The sequence below is a fragment of the Duffyella gerundensis genome (assembly GCF_001517405.1).
Taxonomy (GTDB): domain Bacteria; phylum Pseudomonadota; class Gammaproteobacteria; order Enterobacterales; family Enterobacteriaceae; genus Duffyella; species Duffyella gerundensis.
The window spans coordinates 499529-515463 of the sequence record NZ_LN907827.1 but is presented as its reverse complement, the minus strand read 5'-3'; the positions used below and the strand labels follow the sequence as shown (position 1 = coordinate 515463).

The window sequence follows — 15935 nt, the reverse complement described above, 5'->3', positions numbered from 1 at the left end:
AGGCTGCCGGCACTGCATCGATGATGCCGCATCGGCAACTTAAAAACCGTTCAGCTTACGGTCACGCGCCCATTCTTCCGGCGTGTAGGTCTTAATCGATACCGCATGCATGCGGTTGTCCGCGATGTAAGCCATCAGCGGCGCATAGACCGCCTGTTGTTTCTTTACCCGGCTCAGTGCAGCGAACATTTCGCCAACGGCCACAACCTGAAAATGGCTACCGTCGCCGGTAACGTGCACTTCCTGCAGGGGTAACGCGCTCATCAGCACGGCTTGAATTTCACTTGTTTCCATGGTTTTTCACAGTCAGTTGATCATAAACAGCCACACATAGTAGTGGAAAGCGACTTTATCCGAAACAAGCAAAAAGCCCCTGACTGAGCAGGGGCTTTTGAAGGTGAGAAAAATCAGTTAGCTGTAATGATCTGTTGCAGGTTATAGAGAGTGATCAGTGACTGCAGCTTGTCGGTGATTCCCTGAAAGCGCGGTGTGGTGCCCTGCTCCTGAGCAATCTGCCGCAGATGCACCAGCAGCGCCAGCCCGGCAGAATCCACACGATCCAGCGCTGACACATCGATAACGTCGATTTGCTTCATCACCGACGTCCGTTGCTGCCACAGGTCAAGCAGCGTTTCCCGATCCAGCTCACCGCTAAGACGAATCGCGCTGCCATCCAGATGCCAACGAAGTGTCGTCATTATTTTTGCTGATCCAGCGTAATCGGTTGGGTAGCCGCTGATTTAAGCCGTGCGGTCAGGCCATCAATACCCTGTTGACGCAGCAGATCGCCCCACTCGTTTTGCTTGGTGGTAATCATGCTGACGCCTTCAGCGATCATGTCATAAGCCTGCCAGTCGCCGGTACGGCTGTTTTTGCGCCACTGGAAATCAAGACGAACCGGTGGACGGCCATTGGGATCGATAATTGACACACGAATCGCCAGCATTGACGCATCGCCCAGCGGTTTCTCTGGCTGAATCTGATAGGTCTGACCGTTGTACAGCGCCAGCGCCTGGCCATAAGCCTGGGCAAGGTAATCCGCAAAGGCTTTGAAATAGGCTTCGCGCTGCGCAGGCGTCGCTTCTTTGTAATAGCGTCCTAATACCAGCGCACCAGCATATTTAATCTGTACGTAAGGCAGCAATTCCTGACGCACAATTTCACGCAGGTAGTTTGGGTTTTGCTTGATCTTCGGCTGCTCATTTTTCAGGCGCGTAAAAGTTTTATCTGCTGCTTCATTCATCAGCTTGTAAGGATTGCTTTGATCCACCGCCTGCGCCGCCAGCGGAGCGATGACCAGCATCGCGATCATTAATACACGTTTAAACATAGTTAAAGCCTCTTAAGGTTGAGCCGCAGCAGGCTGATCGTCCTGCTGTTTACTATTATTATCGCCGCTTTTGTAAAGGAACTGACCAATTAAGTCTTCCAGCACCAGCGCGGACTTGGTGTCGTGCAGCGTATCGCCATCTTTCAACGTGGCGGTACCCATATCAGGATCGTCAAAGCCAACATTCATCGCCAGATATTGCTCGCCGAGCAGGCCCTGGGTACGGATGGCCAGCGAGCTGGTATCCGGCAGGCGATCAAACTTTTTCTCGATATCCATCGCCACGCGAGGTGAATAGTTTTTATCCAGCGCGATGCTGCTGACCCGGCCAATAATGACACCGCCGATTTTCACTGGTGAGCTGACCTTCAGCCCGCCAATGTTGTCGAAGGTGGCATAAAGACGCCAGGTCGGTTCGTTGCCCAGCGATTTCACATCGGCAACGCGCAGACAAAGAAAGACGACGGCCACCAGCGCCAGCAGCAAAAAGGCACCCACGGTAATTTCACTTTTCCTGGTATTCATTGCATCAATTCCCAAACATCAGTGCGGTAAGGACAAAATCCAAGCCGAGCACCGCCAGTGACGAATGCACGACGGTGCGCGTGGTGGCACGACTGATCCCTTCCGAAGTTGGAATCGCGTCGTAGCCGTTAAACAAGGCGATCCAGGTCACCGTGACGGCGAAAACCGCGCTTTTGATAACACAGTTAAGCAGATCGGTGCGTAGATCGACGGCGTTCTGCATCGCTGACCAGAAAAAGCCAGGATCGATGCCTTTCCAGTTCACGCCCACCAGCGAACCGCCCCAAATGCCAATAGCGGTAAAAATCAGCGTTAACAACGGCATGCTGATAAATCCAGCCCAGAAGCGTGGCGCAACCACCCGACGCAGCGGATCGACTGCCATCATCTCCATGCTGGAGAGCTGTTCTGTGGCCTTCATCAGACCGATTTCTGCCGTTAACGCCGACCCGGCGCGGCCGGCAAACAGCAGCGCGGTAACCACCGGACCCAGTTCACGCAGCAACGACAGCGCCACCAGCATGCCAAGGCTGGTTTCAGCGCTGTAAGTGGTCAGCACCAGGTAGCCCTGCAGCCCAAGAACCATACCGATAAACAGCCCGGATACCACGATAATCAGCAACGACAACACACCCACACTATAGAGCTGTTTAATCAACAGCGGCGCATGTTTGCGAAATTCGGGCTTACCGACCAGCGCGTGAAAAAGCATTAAACCGGCGCGACCAAACGATGCACAGGTTTCTATGCCTTTTCGCCCCAGCGCAGCGATCGCATCAATAAACATCAATGGGTTATCTCCCTGAATCGGTTAAGTCAGCCAGGTAATCGCCTGCCGGAAAGCGAAATGGCACCGGGCCATCGGCAATGCCGTCGATAAACTGGCGAACACGCGCATCCTCATTATCCTGCAGCTGCTGCGTTGAGCCCTGCGCAATAATCTTTTGCCCGGCAACAATATAGGCGTAATCGGCGATGCTCAATACCTCTGGCACATCGTGTGAAACCACGATGCAGGTCACACCCAACGCGTGATTGAGTTCATCGATTAATTTCACCAGCACGCCCATGGTAATCGGATCCTGGCCAACAAAAGGCTCATCAAACATGATCAGGTCTGGTTCCAGCGCGATGGCCCGCGCCAGCGCCGCGCGCCGCGCCATGCCGCCAGAGAGTTCTGAAGGTTTAAGCTGCGCCGCACCACGCAGCCCCACGGCTTCAAGCTTCATCATCACCGTGCTGTGCAGCAGCGGCTCCGGCAGGCGCGTATGTTCACGCAGCGGCCAGGCGACATTGTCATACACGTTGAGATCGGTAAAGAGCGCGCCGGACTGGAACAGCATGCTCATTTTTTTGCGCACGTCGTAGAGACGTGAACGCGAGAGTTGCGGAATATTCTCGCCGTTGAACCAGATTTCGCCGGCGGTTGGCTGTAACTGACCACCAATCAGACGCAGCAATGTGGTTTTGCCGATGCCGGATGGGCCCATGATCGCTGTCACTTTTCCCTTAGGTACGGTCAGCGAGATATTATCGAAAATCTGTCGATTACCCCGTGCAAAGCTCACGCCCCGCACATCGACCAAATTAGTCGGCGCCTGACTGCTACTCATGACTTCTCCCACTACAAAATGCTTTTTCAAAGGTGACATAACGCAGGTTGCCCTCGTCCAGCGATGAGGTTAACAACTAAACGGCGTTACTTTCACAGAAAACTATCGCAACCGTGTGACGAAAACCGGCATCCGTTTTACTTTTTGCTCACAGACGGTCAAAATCAGCGGCTAACCACCATTTCGCCCGGAAAAGTCGGATGCGGCAAGCCGACGATTATAGCCGACAAAGGACGCTTCATGTTTTTAGCCATAGCACTGTTGGTCATCGGTTTGATGTTGCTTGTGTATGGAGCCGATCGTCTGGTGTTCAGTGCGTCGATTCTGTGCCGTTCATTCGGCATTCCTCCGCTGATCATTGGCATGACCGTGGTGGGCATCGGCACGTCGCTGCCAGAAATGATCGTCTCTTTTTCGGCGGCGGCGCATGGGCAAATGAATATTGCCGTGGGTACCGCCATCGGTTCCAACATTACCAATATTCTGCTGATACTGGGCGGCGCGGCGTTGCTCCATCCTCTTTCCTTGCATTCGAATCTGATTCGTCGCGAATTACCGCTGATGTTGCTGGTGACGCTGCTGTGTGGATTGACGCTGTTCGATAATGAGCTTAGTCGGCTTGACGGGTTAGCGCTGATCGCCATTGCCGCGATCTATCTGCTCTTTATCATTCGCATCGCCCGCAAAGCGGAACGCGCCAACAACGATACCCTGACGCGGGAACAGCTGGCGGAACTGCCGCGTGATGACGCCAGCAATACCGTGGCGTTTCTGTGGCTGGCCGTAGCGCTAATTATTATGCCAATGTCGACCCGAATGGTCATTGATAATGCCTCGGTGATCGCTGACTACTTCAACGTCTCAGAATTAGTGGTCGGCCTGACATTAATCTCGGTAGGCACTAGCCTGCCAGAACTGGCAACGGTAATTGCGGGCGCGCTGAAAGGCGAAGACGATATCGCCATCGGCAACCTCATCGGCTCTAATATCTATAATATCGCCATTGTACTGGGCATACCGGCGCTGATTCATCCCGGCCTGCTCGATACCGATATTTTTGCTCGCGATTACTGGATCATGCTTGGGGTAAGCGCACTGTTTGCCCTGCTCTGTTTGCAGCGCCGCCGCTGTATTGGCCGCCTCGCCGGTGCCCTGCTGCTTTGCGGCTTTATGGTTTGGGTCGCGGTACTCTGGCTGCAGCCAATGCAAACGCATTAATAAGGATAAAAGCGATGTCTCATCACTCTATCGAATCCGGCTTCGACTTTCAGCAGGCTGGCAGAGACGTTCTCGACATTGAACGTCAGGGGCTGGAGCAGCTCGATCAATACATCAATGAAGACTTTTCCCGTGCCTGCGAAATGATGTTTTATTGCCAGGGTAAAGTTGTGGTGATGGGCATGGGGAAATCGGGGCATATCGGTAAAAAAATGGCGGCAACCTTTGCCAGCACCGGTACACCTGCGTTTTTCGTGCATCCGGCAGAGGCCAGCCATGGCGATCTGGGCATGGTCAGCGCCAACGACGTGGTGATCGCTATCTCCAACTCCGGCGAATCCAATGAGATTTTGGCGCTGATTCCTGTACTGAAGCGTCTGCACGTTTCGCTGATTTGCGTCACCAGCCGTCCGGAAAGCACCATGGGACGCAGCGCCGATATTCATCTCTGTGTAAAAGTCCCGCACGAAGCCTGCCCGCTGGGGCTGGCGCCGACCACCAGCACTACCGCCACGCTGGTCATGGGCGATGCGCTGGCCGTTGCGCTATTGAAAGCGCGCGGCTTTACCGCAGAGGATTTTGCCCTTTCGCACCCTGGCGGCGCGCTGGGCCGTAAGCTGCTGTTACGCGTCAGCGATATCATGCATACCGGCGCTGAAATGCCGCACGTGACGCGTGATGCCTCGCTGCGCGATGCGCTGCTGGAGATCACGCGTAAAAATCTCGGCATGACGGTCATAGTTAATGACCTGCTGAAAATCGAAGGCGTGTTTACCGATGGCGACCTGCGTCGGGTGTTTGATATGGGCATCGATTTTCAGCAGGCAAGCATTGCGCAGGTGATGACGCCAGGCGGCATTCGCGTTCGCCCTGCTATGCTGGCGGTAGACGCACTTAATTTAATGCAGAGCAAAAATATCACCGCGATTATGGTCGCCGATGGCGATCAGCTACTCGGGGTTGTTCATATGCATGACATGCTGCGCGCTGGCGTAGTGTAAACGGGAAGCAAAAATGAGTAAGGAAAACGCAGTGGTTACCACCTGCTACGGCGACGTTTCTCAGGACGTGATGTCACGCGCACGCGAGATTAAGCTGTTGATTTGTGACGTTGATGGCGTGATGTCGGACGGACAGATTTACATGGGAAACAGCGGCGAAGAGCTGAAAGCCTTTAACGTTCGCGATGGCTACGGCATTCGCTGTCTGCTGACCTCCGGCACGGAAGTCGCTATTATAACCGGCCGCAACGCAAAACTGATGGAAGATCGCTGTCAGACGCTCGGCATTACCCATCTTTATCAGGGGCAATCCGATAAGCTTTTGGCCTTCACCGAGCTTCTCGATAAACTGTCGCTACAGCCCGATCAGGTTGCCTATATTGGCGATGACTTAATCGACTGGCCGGTGATGGCCCGCGTCGGATTGAGCGTCGCCGTGGCGGACGCGCATCCGGTGCTGTTACCACGTGCCCATTACACCACGCGCATTGCCGGCGGACGCGGCGCAGTGCGCGAAATTTGCGATCTGATACTGATCGCGCAGGACAAATTCGATGACGCCAAAGGGCAATCGGTATGAGTAAAAGCAGGCGTTGGATCACACTGTTACTGGCCCTGATTGCGCTGGTGTTGATTGGCTGGAGCCTCACAAATAATGAGGATGTGCAGACCAATCCCTCCGCCAACGGCGAAGAGCCGACTTACACCAGTGCCAATTCAAAATCACTGGTCTACAACCCGGCAGGTTCGCTCAGCTATCAGCTGGTTTCCGATAAGGTCACCTATTTTTCATCCGATGGCGTCAGCTGGTTCGATAAACCCGTAATGACGACGTACGATGAGAACAAGGTGCCGACCTGGTCAGTTAAAGCGGATAAAGCCAAACTGACGCAGGATCGCATGCTTTATCTTTATGGTCATGTGGAAGTGAACACGCTGACGCAGGACTCTCAGCTGCAACGTATTAAAACCGACAATGCGCAGGTCAATTTGGTCACACAGGATGTTACGTCCGACGATCAGGTTACGCTGTGGGGCACCAGTTTTAACTCTACCGGCATGAAAATGCGCGGTAATTTACGGACGAAAAACGCCGAGTTAATTGAAAAGGTTAAAACCTCATATGAAATCCAAAAACAGCCTTAAATTATTGGTGGTTAGCGCGTTGCTGACCGCGAGCCTGCCGGCGTTCGCGCTGACCGGCGACTCGGAAAAGCCCGTAAACATCGATTCGCAGAACCAGCAGCTCGATATGCTGGGCAACGTCGCCACCTTTACCGGCAACGTTATCGTGACGCAGGGTTCGATCAAAATTACCGCGGATAAAGTGGTAGTTACTCGTCCTGGCGGCGACAGCAAAAAAACCGTGGTCGACGCTTACGGCGCGCCCGCGACGTTTTACCAGTTGCAGGACAACGGCAAACCGGTCAAAGGCAACGCTTCAAAGATGCATTACGAACTGGCTAACGACTTTGTTGAGCTGACTGGCAACGCCTATTTAGAGCAGCTGGACAGCAACATCAAAGGCGATCGCATCACTTATCTGGTGAAACAGCAGAAAATGCAGGCCTACAGCGAAGGCAAAAGCAATCGCGTGACCACGGTGTTAGTGCCGTCGCAGCTGCAGGATAAAAACGGCTCCGCAAGCAGCCAAAAGAAGAGTAACTGATTCGTATGGCAACTTTAATCGCAGAACATCTGGCGAAAGCCTACAAAGGTCGGCGCGTTGTTGAAGATGTCAGCCTTGAGGTCAAATCAGGCGAGATTGTTGGCCTGCTTGGCCCGAACGGCGCTGGCAAAACGACCACTTTTTACATGGTGGTCGGCATCGTGCCGCGTGATGCCGGGCGCATTGTGATCGACGATGAAGATATCAGTATTCTGCCACTGCATGCGCGAGCACGCCGCGGCATCGGCTACTTGCCGCAGGAAGCCTCGATCTTCCGTCGCCTGAGCGTCTACGACAACCTGATGGCGGTGCTGCAGGTGCGCAACGATCTGACCACGGAACAGCGCGAGGATCGTGCTAATGAGCTGATGGAAGAGTTTCATATCGAACATCTGCGTGACAGCATGGGCCAGGCGTTATCTGGCGGAGAACGTCGCCGCGTTGAGATTGCCCGGGCGCTGGCTGCGAATCCAAAATTTATTCTGCTGGATGAGCCTTTTGCCGGTGTCGATCCCATCTCGGTTATCGATATCAAGAAAATTATTGAGCATCTGCGTGACAGTGGCTTGGGCGTGTTGATTACCGATCATAATGTGCGCGAAACGTTGGCGGTTTGTGAACGCGCCTATATCGTTAGTCAGGGCAGCCTGATTGCCCACGGTACGCCGGATGAAATCCTCGCCGATGAACAAGTTAAGCGGGTTTACTTGGGCGAAGAGTTCAGACTCTGATAAGGTGTTGGTAACCGGTATGTTTGTTTAGGAACGTTAATCCTGACTATGAAGCAAGGTTTGCAACTCAGGCTCAGCCAACAACTTGCGATGACACCGCAACTGCAGCAGGCGATACGTTTGCTGCAACTCTCTACGCTTGAGCTCCAGCAGGAGCTACAGATGGCACTGGAGAGTAATCCCCTGCTTGAGCAAGCCGATATTCATGAAGAGATAGATTCACGGGAAACCCAGGAAACCGAGGCGCTGGACACCCGCGAAGCGCTGGAACAGAAAGATATGCCGGAAGAGTTGCCGCTGGATGCCACGTGGGATGAGATTTACACCGCGGGCACACCTTCCGGCACCGGTACCGATTACCACGACGATGAGCTGCCCGTGTATCAGGGCGAAACCACGCAGACGTTGCAGGATTATCTGATGTGGCAGGTTGAGCTCACTCCCTTTACGGATACCGATCGCGCCATTGCGACCTCCATCGTTGATGCCATTGACGACACCGGTTATCTGACCGTCACGCTGGAAGAGATTCGCGATGGCGTAGGCAGCGACGACCTTGCGCTCGATGAAGTTGAAGCGGTGCTTAAACGCATTCAACGCTTTGATCCGGTTGGTGTTGGCGCCCGCGATCTGCGCGATTGTCTGCTGGTTCAGCTGTCACAATATGATGTTGATACACCATCGCTGAAAGAGGCGCGTCAGATCGTCAGCGATCATCTTGATCTGCTGGCTAACCACGATTTTCGCAGCCTGATGCGCGTAACGCGTCTGAAAGAAGAGACGCTGAAGTGCGCAATGCAGCTGATCCAGTCGCTGGATCCGCGCCCCGGCCAGTCAATTAATACCTCCGAACCCGAATATGTCATTCCTGATGTGCTGGTGCGCAAGATCGGCAACCGCTGGCAGGTCGATCTCAATGCCGACAGCCTGCCGCGTTTGCGGGTAAATCAGCACTATGCCGCGCTCGGCGGATCCTCACGCAACGATAGCGATAACCAGTTTATCCGCAGCAATCTGCAGGAAGCGAAATGGTTAATCAAAAGTCTGGAAAGCCGCAACGACACGCTGCTGAAGGTCACACGTTGCATTGTGGAGCAGCAGCAGGCGTTTTTTGAGCAGGGCGAAGAGCACATGCGCCCGATGGTGCTGGCGGATATCGCGCAGGCAGTCGAGATGCATGAATCGACTATTTCGCGCGTCACCACGCAGAAATACCTGCACAGCCCGCGCGGCATCTTCGAGCTTAAATACTTTTTCTCCAGCCACGTAAATACTGAAGGCGGCGGAGAAGCCTCATCAACGGCGATTCGCGCGCTGGTGAGAAAGCTGATATCTGCTGAAAATCCCGCTAAGCCGCTGAGCGACAGCAAGCTGACTTCCCTGCTTTCCGATCAGGGCATTATGGTTGCGCGCCGCACCGTGGCAAAATACCGTGAGTCTTTGTCTATCCCACCCTCGAACCAGCGCAAGCAATTGGTTTGATCAGCAACGAGAAGGAAGACCTATGCAACTAAATATCACCGGGCAACACGTTGAAGTTACGGCTCCTCTGCGCGAATACCTCAACACCAAGTTTGCCAAGCTTGAGCACTACTTCGACCGAATTAATCAGGTTTACATTGTGCTGAAAGTGGAAAAAGTGATGCAAATTGCTGAGGCAACATTGCATGTCAATGGGGGTGAGCTACATGCGACAGCTGAAGCGGATGACATGTATGCGTCGATTGACAGCCTGGTCGATAAGCTGACTCGTCAGCTGAACAAGCATAAAGACAAACTCAAACAACATTAATTTTATAACCGCATGATGGATCAACGAACGGCAGCCTGTCTGCCCGACGCAAGGGGCGAATTTATTCGCCCCCTTTTTCCATTCAGGCAAAATGCCACCTCAGTTTTTGCTGCTTTTCCCGCCTGAAGGCGCGTAAAGTGAATGGCTGCATCCGTGGCACGTGAACACGTAAGTGAAACTATGATGAATAACGATCTGACCCTGGAACTCCGTTCTGTTCTTTCCATCGAATGTACCCGCAGCGGCGTACATTGCCAGAGCAAGAAGCGGGCACTGGAAATCATCAGCGAACTGGCGGCGAAACAGCTTAACTTGCCGCACCAGACGATTTTTGAATCCATCCTGACGCGCGAGCGTATGGGAAGTACAGGCATTGGTAACGGCATTGCGATTCCTCATGGCAAGCTGGAAGAGGATACGCTGCGTGCAGTGGGCGTCTTTATTCGTCTCGATCAGCCCATTGCGTTTGACGCGGTGGACAACCAGCCGGTTGATCTGCTGTTTGCGCTGCTGGTACCAGCAGACCAGTGCAAAACGCACTTACATACCCTCTCTTTAGTGGCCAGGCGTTTGGCCGATAAGAGCATTTGTCGTCGCCTGCGTGCGGCCCAAAGCGATAATGAACTGTATGAAATCATCACAGAATCTCAGGATGAGTCGCAATCTTAATGCCGGGTTAAACAGGAGAGAGAATTCATGGTGCTGATGATTGTCAGTGGCCGCTCTGGATCGGGCAAATCGGTAGCGTTACGGGCCCTGGAAGACATGGGCTTTTACTGTGTCGATAACTTGCCGGTTGTGCTGCTTCCCGATTTAGCGTCATCGCTGGCGGAGCGAAATATCTCTGCCGCAGTGAGCATTGATGTTCGCAATATGCCGGAATCGCCTGAGGTATTTGAAAAAGCCCTCACCAGCCTGCCGGACAGCTTTTCGCCGCAACTGCTGTTTCTTGATGCCGACCGCAATACGCTGATTCGTCGTTACAGCGATACGCGTCGCCTGCATCCTCTTTCCAGTAAAAATCTCTCTCTGGAGAGCGCCATTGATGAAGAGAGCGATCTGCTGGAGCCTTTACGCTCACGCGCCGATCTGATCATCGATACCTCAGAGATGTCGGTGCATGAACTGGCTGAGATGCTGCGTACTCGGCTGCTGGGCAAGCGTGAGCGCGAACTCACTATGGTGTTTGAATCCTTTGGCTTTAAACACGGTATTCCCATCGATGCCGACTACGTTTTCGACGTGCGCTTCCTGCCCAATCCCCACTGGGATCCAAAGCTGCGACCGATGACCGGGCTCGATCGACCCGTCGCTGCCTTTCTTGATCGCCATACCGAAGTGCACAACTTTATTTATCAAACCCGCAGCTATCTTGAATTGTGGTTGCCGATGCTGGAAACCAATAACCGCAGCTACCTGACCGTGGCCATCGGCTGTACTGGCGGTAAGCATCGTTCGGTTTATATTGCCGAACAGCTGGCTGATTACTTCCGTTCGCGTGGCAAAAATGTGCAGTCACGTCATCGCACACTGGAAAAACGCAAATCATGACCGTTAAGCAGACCGTTGAGATCAAAAATAAGCTGGGCATGCACGCACGTCCGGCAATGAAACTGTTTGAGCTGGTGCAGAGTTTTGATGCTGAAGTGCTGCTGCGTAATGAAGCGGGCACCGAAGCAGAAGCCAGCAGCGTTATTGCGCTGCTGATGCTTGATTCCGCCCAGGGTGGACATATTGAAATTGAAGTACAGGGCCCGCAGGAAGAAGTGGCTTTAGCCGCGGTGATTGAGCTGTTTGAGTCGGGTTTTGACGAAGAGTGATATCGCGCACCGGCAGCCTTCCGGTGCGCGTGGCCTACATCAGCTTATGCTGGACCAGAAAGCCTTCACCGCCTAGCTGGCGCATCTGCTGCATGATCCACTGCTGACGTTGACGAACGTAGGCGCCCGGCGCGTCGGCACGAAAGCGCAGCGGATTGGGCAATACCGCTGCCAGTAGCGCGGCTTCGGAAATGGTCAGCTTACTGGCGGGTTTGTGGAAATAACGCTGTGATGCCGCTTCCACGCCAAATACGCCTTCACCAAATTCAGCGACGTTGAGATAAACCGTCAGAATACGTCGTTTGCTCCAGACCGTTTCAATACCGACCGTTAAGCCAGCCTCCAGCCCTTTGCGCACCCAGCTGCGGCCATCCCATAAAAAAACATTTTTAGCCGTTTGTTGAGAAATGGTCGACGCACCACGCATGCGCCCTTTTTCGCCTTTGTCGAGGACTGATTCAATTGCATCAACGTCAAATCCCCAGTGTGTCGGGAACTTTTGGTCTTCTGAGGCGATAACCGCCAGCGACATCCAGGGCGAAATCTCATGGGTTCCTGCCCAGCTGGAATGCGCAACGTAACTCACATCACCGGTCAACCAGGCCGCAAGCTGTCGTTCAACCATCACGGCTGAAAACGGTACCGGAACAAATGAAAACAGCAAAATGCTAGCAATCCAGATCGCTAATACAGAGAGTACTGTCCGTACCAGCAACCGTTTTATCTTCTCCAGCCTGCCTTCCTTATGTTTAGCCATGTTAACGCTTACCTTTCATGTTGCCGGAGCTTATCAATTACTGAACCTTTTGGAACGTTTCAGCGATGTTATGCATTGATTTTAGGTGAGAAACGCCTGGAGCGGAAGTGCAAATAAACGCCAACGCCCTGCGCCGGGTTTGTAATATCTTGTCGTATCTCATGCACTTCCTGAAATAAGGAATCGGTTCCATGCCGTTTTATTAATCAGCACAACGCTTTTTGGTTTTAATGATTACGGTGAAGTCACTGCAAAACGAAACATTCACTTTTCTTATTTATCATGTTGCACCATACAGGATAATCGTCATTGAAAAGTTGATAAATGGTGTAAAGAAAATCTGCCAGAGACGGCAGAACATCGTTAAACTCTGAGCAAGAAAGCTTATGATAACGATGGATAAGTGTTTTTTAACAGGTAGAAACTTACTTTGTTACGTGGAACATTGTTAAGCCACGGAGCCAACAGCATCGAAACGTTTCTTTATAGAAAAAGCATGTTATTCAGGCAATTACAAAAAAATAAAGTGGCTTATAACCTGCTGGCATTTGCATATATCCTGTGACGCAGATCCCGTAAGTGAAGCCTTTAACGGCATTTAACAAAATCATTACATTCGCTGAAATTTCAGGCAGAGAGATCAATAAAATGATTCACAGCTTGACTGTGTTGCCAAATTAATGTTTTCTGTACGGAGACGCTGCTCTACATCACAGATTTTAATCAATCTTGTCGCAGCGTTTTACATATTTGCTAAGGTATTTATCAGGCACTACCCAATACCAAACTGATGCCCTGTGATAACAGATGTTAATAACGGCTTCAGTACCCTTTTCCCTGGTGTTGGCGCAGTATTCGCGCACCCCAGCTCAGCTGGGGTCATTTTTTTCTACCGTCTCAACCCACGCTTTCAACACGTCCACGTCGTTTCGCCACTCCTGGTTGAGCTCGTCGACCCACTCCTGAACATTATCCCACCATGCAGGCAATTCCGGGCTTTGAATCTGTTTAGCGAGCTGCTGCAAATGCAGTAATCCCACGGCACCTGCCGCGCCTTTGATTTTATGGCCCTCTTCGGCAATGCCCTTTTGATCGCGCGCCATCATGTTAGAGTCTAGCACCGCCAGATATCCCGGCATCATCTGTTCAAACATCGCCAGGCTTTGACGAATTAACCCCGGCCCGACCAGGTCGATATACTGCTCCAGCACGGGAATATCGAGCAGCGTCAACCGGCTGTCCTCTTCCTCGATCTCAGTAACGTCACCGTCGTCATCATGATAATCCCAGTACTTCTTGATGATCGCCGTCAGCGCCGGTACCGCCAGCGGCTTACTCAGCACATCATCCATGCCCGCTTCCAGATATTCTCTTTTATCTTTGAGTACGTTAGCGGTTAATGCCACCAGCGGCGGCAGCTGCGCCTGAGGATGCTGACGATGGATTTCACGCGCAACGTCCAGCCCGGTCATATCAGGCAGTTGGATATCCAGCAGCACCAGATCAAACTCATCCACCTGGAACATACGCAGCGCTTCGCCGCCGGTCATCGCCACTTCTACGCTACAGCCGAGTTTTTCCAGCACCGAGCGCGCAACGACGACGTTGAGTTCAATATCCTCCACCAACAGGACGTGAAGTGCGGGCAGTGGCATCTCTTCTTCTGACTGTTCATCTTCCACTTCATCCGCAATCCGCGGTGCCTGAACGGTGACGGTAAAGCAGGATCCTGTGCCCGGCGCGCTTTGTACGGTGATATCACCGCCCATGCTTTGCGCCAGCCGCCGCGATACCGCCAGCCCGATACCGGTGCCGGTTGCCGGTTTGCCGCCGTGCTGGTCTTTCACCTGGTAATACATGGCGAAAATTTTATCCTGCTCATCCTGCGGAATCCCCATGCCTGAGTCGATGACATCAAAGCGTAGCGTTTCGTCCGGCTGATAATTAACCCGCACGACAATCTCGCCCTGTTGGGTAAATTTCACCGCATTGCCAATCAGGTTCCATAAAATCTGTCGCAGCCGGGTGCCATCAGTAATGATTTTATGCGGCACCGGCGATTCAGGCTGCAATACAAATTTCAGCCCCTTCGGCTGAGCCAGCAGGCCAGAGAGATTTTCAAGATCGGCGAGGAAGCCGGTAAAGTCCACCGGCTGATTATCAAGCTGCACCTTACGGCGCTCGATTTTGTCCATTTCAATCACATCGTTAAAGATGTTGCCCAGCGTAATAGCCGAGACGTGAATGGTCTTCAGATAATTTAGCTGCTCCTGATTTAGCTCGGTATCCAACAGAATACGACTCAGGCCAACGATGCCATTAAGCGGCGTACGCAGCTCGTGGCTGATCGTAGAGATAAAGGTGGTCTTCTCGCGACTGGCGTTCTCCAGCGCATCCTGATAACGCTTACGTTCGGTAATATCGCGTCCAAAGCCCATCAGGCCACTGCGTTTGCCGACGCGATCGTAATAAGGCACCTTACGAATTTCGAAACAGGCTTTGCGGCCATCGGGATATTGCAGCCACTGTTCATAGGTCAGCGAGACATTATGACGAAACACCTTCTCATCGGTTTCCAGCACCTTAGTCGCGGCTTCATCATCATAGACATCTTCCGGCGTCAGCCCGATCAGCTGCTTTTCACTTTTGCCGGTCAATAATTCCATGGCGCGATTGCAGCCGGAAAATTGCTTGTCGATGTTGCGATAAAACACCAGGTCAGGCGAGGCATCCAGAAATGAGCGTAAAAAAGAGGATTGCTGTTCAAGTTCGATTTGGGCCTGCTCGCGGCGCGCCATCTCTTCAGTGAGCTTTTCCATCGCCTGACGTCGCGCTTTTTCCGCCTTGATACGATCGGCGATCTCCTGATTCAGCTGGGTAATGGTGAGCTGCATCTGTTGGTTTAACTCAAGGTCGCGATTGCGCATCTCCTCCAGTTTATCCACCAGCCGCGCCAGGCGCTGTCGCGACTCTTCCAGTTGCTCCACCACCACAGAAAGAAAGTAGACCGCCCAGGGAGTAATCAGCAGGCCAAAAAAAACAGAACGTACCATGTCGATGCTTTCTACGTGACCGCGCAGCACCAGGGTCACCGCCATTTGCACAATCATCGCCAGCACCACCAGCGCCGATGCCAACAGCAGAGAAAAACGCACCAGGCCAAGTTTGACCATCAAATCAACATAGTACTGTGCCAAAAGGCGAATTTGTTTCATGATTAATCCCTGTTCAAAGCAAGTCACCATCATAGCGTATTTTATTATCGGCACCATTGACGCAAACCCGCGCCGTTGCACTCTTTAAGTGCATTGCCGGCTTAGTTTGCATGCTGGCAACGCTCTGGAGACAAAGGGCTTGACTAATTATGATGACCGCTTACATTGATAACCCGCTCGTTTGTGAGCAATCTCGCTGTAATTCCACTCTTTTTGTGCAGTAACGCCGTTACCTGCGCCTGATTCTTATTTCCTGAACGAATA

The 15935-nt window shown here is 52.6% G+C and carries 19 protein-coding genes; 11 read left to right on the top strand and 8 right to left on the bottom strand.

All coding sequences use genetic code 11. From position 1 onward, the window contains the following. Positions 1 to 39 precede the first annotated feature (39 nt). The 6 genes from ibaG to mlaF all read right to left on the bottom strand — a co-directional run bounded on the left by ibaG (position 40) and on the right by mlaF (position 3468). Positions 40 to 294 carry a BolA family iron metabolism protein IbaG gene (gene ibaG, locus EM595_RS02375; protein ID WP_067427515.1) on the bottom strand — a complete coding sequence of 85 codons (255 nt, stop codon included), beginning with the start codon at positions 292 to 294 and terminating at the stop codon, positions 40 to 42. Positions 295 to 407: 113 nt separating this feature from the next. Continuing rightward, positions 408 to 701, bottom strand: a complete 294-nt coding sequence (gene mlaB / locus EM595_RS02370; RefSeq protein ID WP_173645388.1) for a lipid asymmetry maintenance protein MlaB — start codon at positions 699 to 701, stop codon at positions 408 to 410. Next, positions 698 to 1330: a phospholipid-binding protein MlaC gene (gene mlaC, locus EM595_RS02365; protein WP_067427511.1), complete on the bottom strand. Its 633-nt coding sequence runs from the start codon at positions 1328 to 1330 to the stop codon at positions 698 to 700. Before mlaC ends, mlaB begins: the two co-directional genes overlap by 4 nt. 12 nt (positions 1331 to 1342) lie before the next feature. Further along, positions 1343 to 1855, bottom strand: coding sequence for an outer membrane lipid asymmetry maintenance protein MlaD (gene mlaD / locus EM595_RS02360; RefSeq protein ID WP_067427509.1), 513 nt, complete (start codon positions 1853 to 1855; stop codon positions 1343 to 1345). Positions 1856 to 1859: 4 nt separating this feature from the next. After that, positions 1860 to 2642 (bottom strand): lipid asymmetry maintenance ABC transporter permease subunit MlaE, encoded by a 783-nt coding sequence (mlaE, locus tag EM595_RS02355; protein WP_067427507.1) that lies wholly within the window; start codon positions 2640 to 2642, stop codon positions 1860 to 1862. A 7-nt stretch (positions 2643 to 2649) separates the two neighbouring features. After that, positions 2650 to 3468, bottom strand: a complete 819-nt coding sequence (mlaF, locus tag EM595_RS02350; RefSeq protein ID WP_067427505.1) for a phospholipid ABC transporter ATP-binding protein MlaF — start codon at positions 3466 to 3468, stop codon at positions 2650 to 2652. Between the two features lie 240 nt (positions 3469 to 3708). Here mlaF and EM595_RS02345 point away from each other — a divergent pair, with 240 nt between their 5' ends. The 11 genes from EM595_RS02345 to npr all read left to right on the top strand — a co-directional run bounded on the left by EM595_RS02345 (position 3709) and on the right by npr (position 11699). Further along, the gene (locus EM595_RS02345) at positions 3709 to 4686 is read left to right on the top strand and encodes a calcium/sodium antiporter (RefSeq protein WP_067427504.1); all 978 of its coding nucleotides are present in this window, start codon (positions 3709 to 3711) and stop codon (positions 4684 to 4686) included. A gap of 14 nt (positions 4687 to 4700) precedes the next feature. After that, complete coding sequence (kdsD, locus tag EM595_RS02340; RefSeq protein WP_067427503.1) at positions 4701 to 5687, top strand: arabinose-5-phosphate isomerase KdsD; 987 nt, start codon at positions 4701 to 4703, stop codon at positions 5685 to 5687. A gap of 13 nt (positions 5688 to 5700) precedes the next feature. Continuing rightward, entirely contained in the window at positions 5701 to 6267 is a 567-nt protein-coding gene (kdsC, locus tag EM595_RS02335) for a 3-deoxy-manno-octulosonate-8-phosphatase KdsC (RefSeq protein WP_067427501.1), read from the top strand. After that, the gene (gene lptC / locus EM595_RS02330) at positions 6264 to 6833 is read left to right on the top strand and encodes an LPS export ABC transporter periplasmic protein LptC (RefSeq protein ID WP_067427500.1); all 570 of its coding nucleotides are present in this window, start codon (positions 6264 to 6266) and stop codon (positions 6831 to 6833) included. Before kdsC ends, lptC begins: the two co-directional genes overlap by 4 nt. Beyond that, entirely contained in the window at positions 6811 to 7356 is a 546-nt protein-coding gene (gene lptA / locus EM595_RS02325) for a lipopolysaccharide ABC transporter substrate-binding protein LptA (RefSeq protein WP_067427497.1), read from the top strand. The genes lptC and lptA overlap by 23 nt, the downstream gene beginning before the upstream one ends. A gap of 5 nt (positions 7357 to 7361) precedes the next feature. Next, positions 7362 to 8087: an LPS export ABC transporter ATP-binding protein gene (lptB, locus tag EM595_RS02320; protein WP_067427492.1), complete on the top strand. Its 726-nt coding sequence runs from the start codon at positions 7362 to 7364 to the stop codon at positions 8085 to 8087. 48 nt (positions 8088 to 8135) lie between these two features. After that, complete coding sequence (rpoN, locus tag EM595_RS02315; protein WP_067427490.1) at positions 8136 to 9569, top strand: RNA polymerase factor sigma-54; 1434 nt, start codon at positions 8136 to 8138, stop codon at positions 9567 to 9569. Between the two features lie 22 nt (positions 9570 to 9591). Then, positions 9592 to 9879, top strand: coding sequence for a ribosome hibernation promoting factor (gene hpf, locus EM595_RS02310; protein WP_067427488.1), 288 nt, complete (start codon positions 9592 to 9594; stop codon positions 9877 to 9879). A 183-nt stretch (positions 9880 to 10062) separates the two neighbouring features. After that, positions 10063 to 10548: a PTS IIA-like nitrogen regulatory protein PtsN gene (ptsN, locus tag EM595_RS02305; protein WP_173645387.1), complete on the top strand. Its 486-nt coding sequence runs from the start codon at positions 10063 to 10065 to the stop codon at positions 10546 to 10548. Between the two features lie 27 nt (positions 10549 to 10575). Continuing rightward, on the top strand, positions 10576 to 11430 hold the full coding sequence (gene rapZ, locus EM595_RS02300; protein ID WP_067427486.1) for an RNase adapter RapZ: 855 nt from the start codon (positions 10576 to 10578) through the stop codon (positions 11428 to 11430). After that, positions 11427 to 11699 carry a PTS phosphocarrier protein NPr gene (gene npr, locus EM595_RS02295; protein ID WP_067427484.1) on the top strand — a complete coding sequence of 91 codons (273 nt, stop codon included), beginning with the start codon at positions 11427 to 11429 and terminating at the stop codon, positions 11697 to 11699. Before rapZ ends, npr begins: the two co-directional genes overlap by 4 nt. Positions 11700 to 11733: 34 nt before the next feature. On the opposite strand, the gene mtgA is transcribed toward npr, so the two are convergent. Then, positions 11734 to 12456 (bottom strand): monofunctional biosynthetic peptidoglycan transglycosylase, encoded by a 723-nt coding sequence (gene mtgA / locus EM595_RS02290; protein WP_067427483.1) that lies wholly within the window; start codon positions 12454 to 12456, stop codon positions 11734 to 11736. 869 nt (positions 12457 to 13325) lie between these two features. Continuing rightward, complete coding sequence (gene arcB, locus EM595_RS02285; protein ID WP_067427481.1) at positions 13326 to 15671, bottom strand: aerobic respiration two-component sensor histidine kinase ArcB; 2346 nt, start codon at positions 15669 to 15671, stop codon at positions 13326 to 13328. Between the last annotated feature and the right edge of the window lie 264 nt (positions 15672 to 15935).

Coding starts and splice junctions, on each gene's coding strand:
- mlaC (WP_067427511.1), bottom strand. CDS start 1,330: ATGTTTAAACGTGTATTAATGATCGCGATGCTGGTCATCGCTCCGCTG.
- rpoN (WP_067427490.1), top strand. CDS start 8,136: ATGAAGCAAGGTTTGCAACTCAGGCTCAGCCAACAACTTGCGATGACA.
- ptsN (WP_173645387.1), top strand. CDS start 10,063: ATGAATAACGATCTGACCCTGGAACTCCGTTCTGTTCTTTCCATCGAA.
- mtgA (WP_067427483.1), bottom strand. CDS start 12,456: ATGGCTAAACATAAGGAAGGCAGGCTGGAGAAGATAAAACGGTTGCTG.
- lptA (WP_067427497.1), top strand. CDS start 6,811: ATGAAATCCAAAAACAGCCTTAAATTATTGGTGGTTAGCGCGTTGCTG.
- kdsD (WP_067427503.1), top strand. CDS start 4,701: ATGTCTCATCACTCTATCGAATCCGGCTTCGACTTTCAGCAGGCTGGC.
- lptB (WP_067427492.1), top strand. CDS start 7,362: ATGGCAACTTTAATCGCAGAACATCTGGCGAAAGCCTACAAAGGTCGG.
- ibaG (WP_067427515.1), bottom strand. CDS start 294: ATGGAAACAAGTGAAATTCAAGCCGTGCTGATGAGCGCGTTACCCCTG.
- lptC (WP_067427500.1), top strand. CDS start 6,264: ATGAGTAAAAGCAGGCGTTGGATCACACTGTTACTGGCCCTGATTGCG.
- mlaD (WP_067427509.1), bottom strand. CDS start 1,855: ATGAATACCAGGAAAAGTGAAATTACCGTGGGTGCCTTTTTGCTGCTG.
- mlaF (WP_067427505.1), bottom strand. CDS start 3,468: ATGAGTAGCAGTCAGGCGCCGACTAATTTGGTCGATGTGCGGGGCGTG.
- rapZ (WP_067427486.1), top strand. CDS start 10,576: ATGGTGCTGATGATTGTCAGTGGCCGCTCTGGATCGGGCAAATCGGTA.
- kdsC (WP_067427501.1), top strand. CDS start 5,701: ATGAGTAAGGAAAACGCAGTGGTTACCACCTGCTACGGCGACGTTTCT.
- EM595_RS02345 (WP_067427504.1), top strand. CDS start 3,709: ATGTTTTTAGCCATAGCACTGTTGGTCATCGGTTTGATGTTGCTTGTG.
- npr (WP_067427484.1), top strand. CDS start 11,427: ATGACCGTTAAGCAGACCGTTGAGATCAAAAATAAGCTGGGCATGCAC.
- hpf (WP_067427488.1), top strand. CDS start 9,592: ATGCAACTAAATATCACCGGGCAACACGTTGAAGTTACGGCTCCTCTG.
- arcB (WP_067427481.1), bottom strand. CDS start 15,671: ATGAAACAAATTCGCCTTTTGGCACAGTACTATGTTGATTTGATGGTC.
- mlaE (WP_067427507.1), bottom strand. CDS start 2,642: ATGTTTATTGATGCGATCGCTGCGCTGGGGCGAAAAGGCATAGAAACC.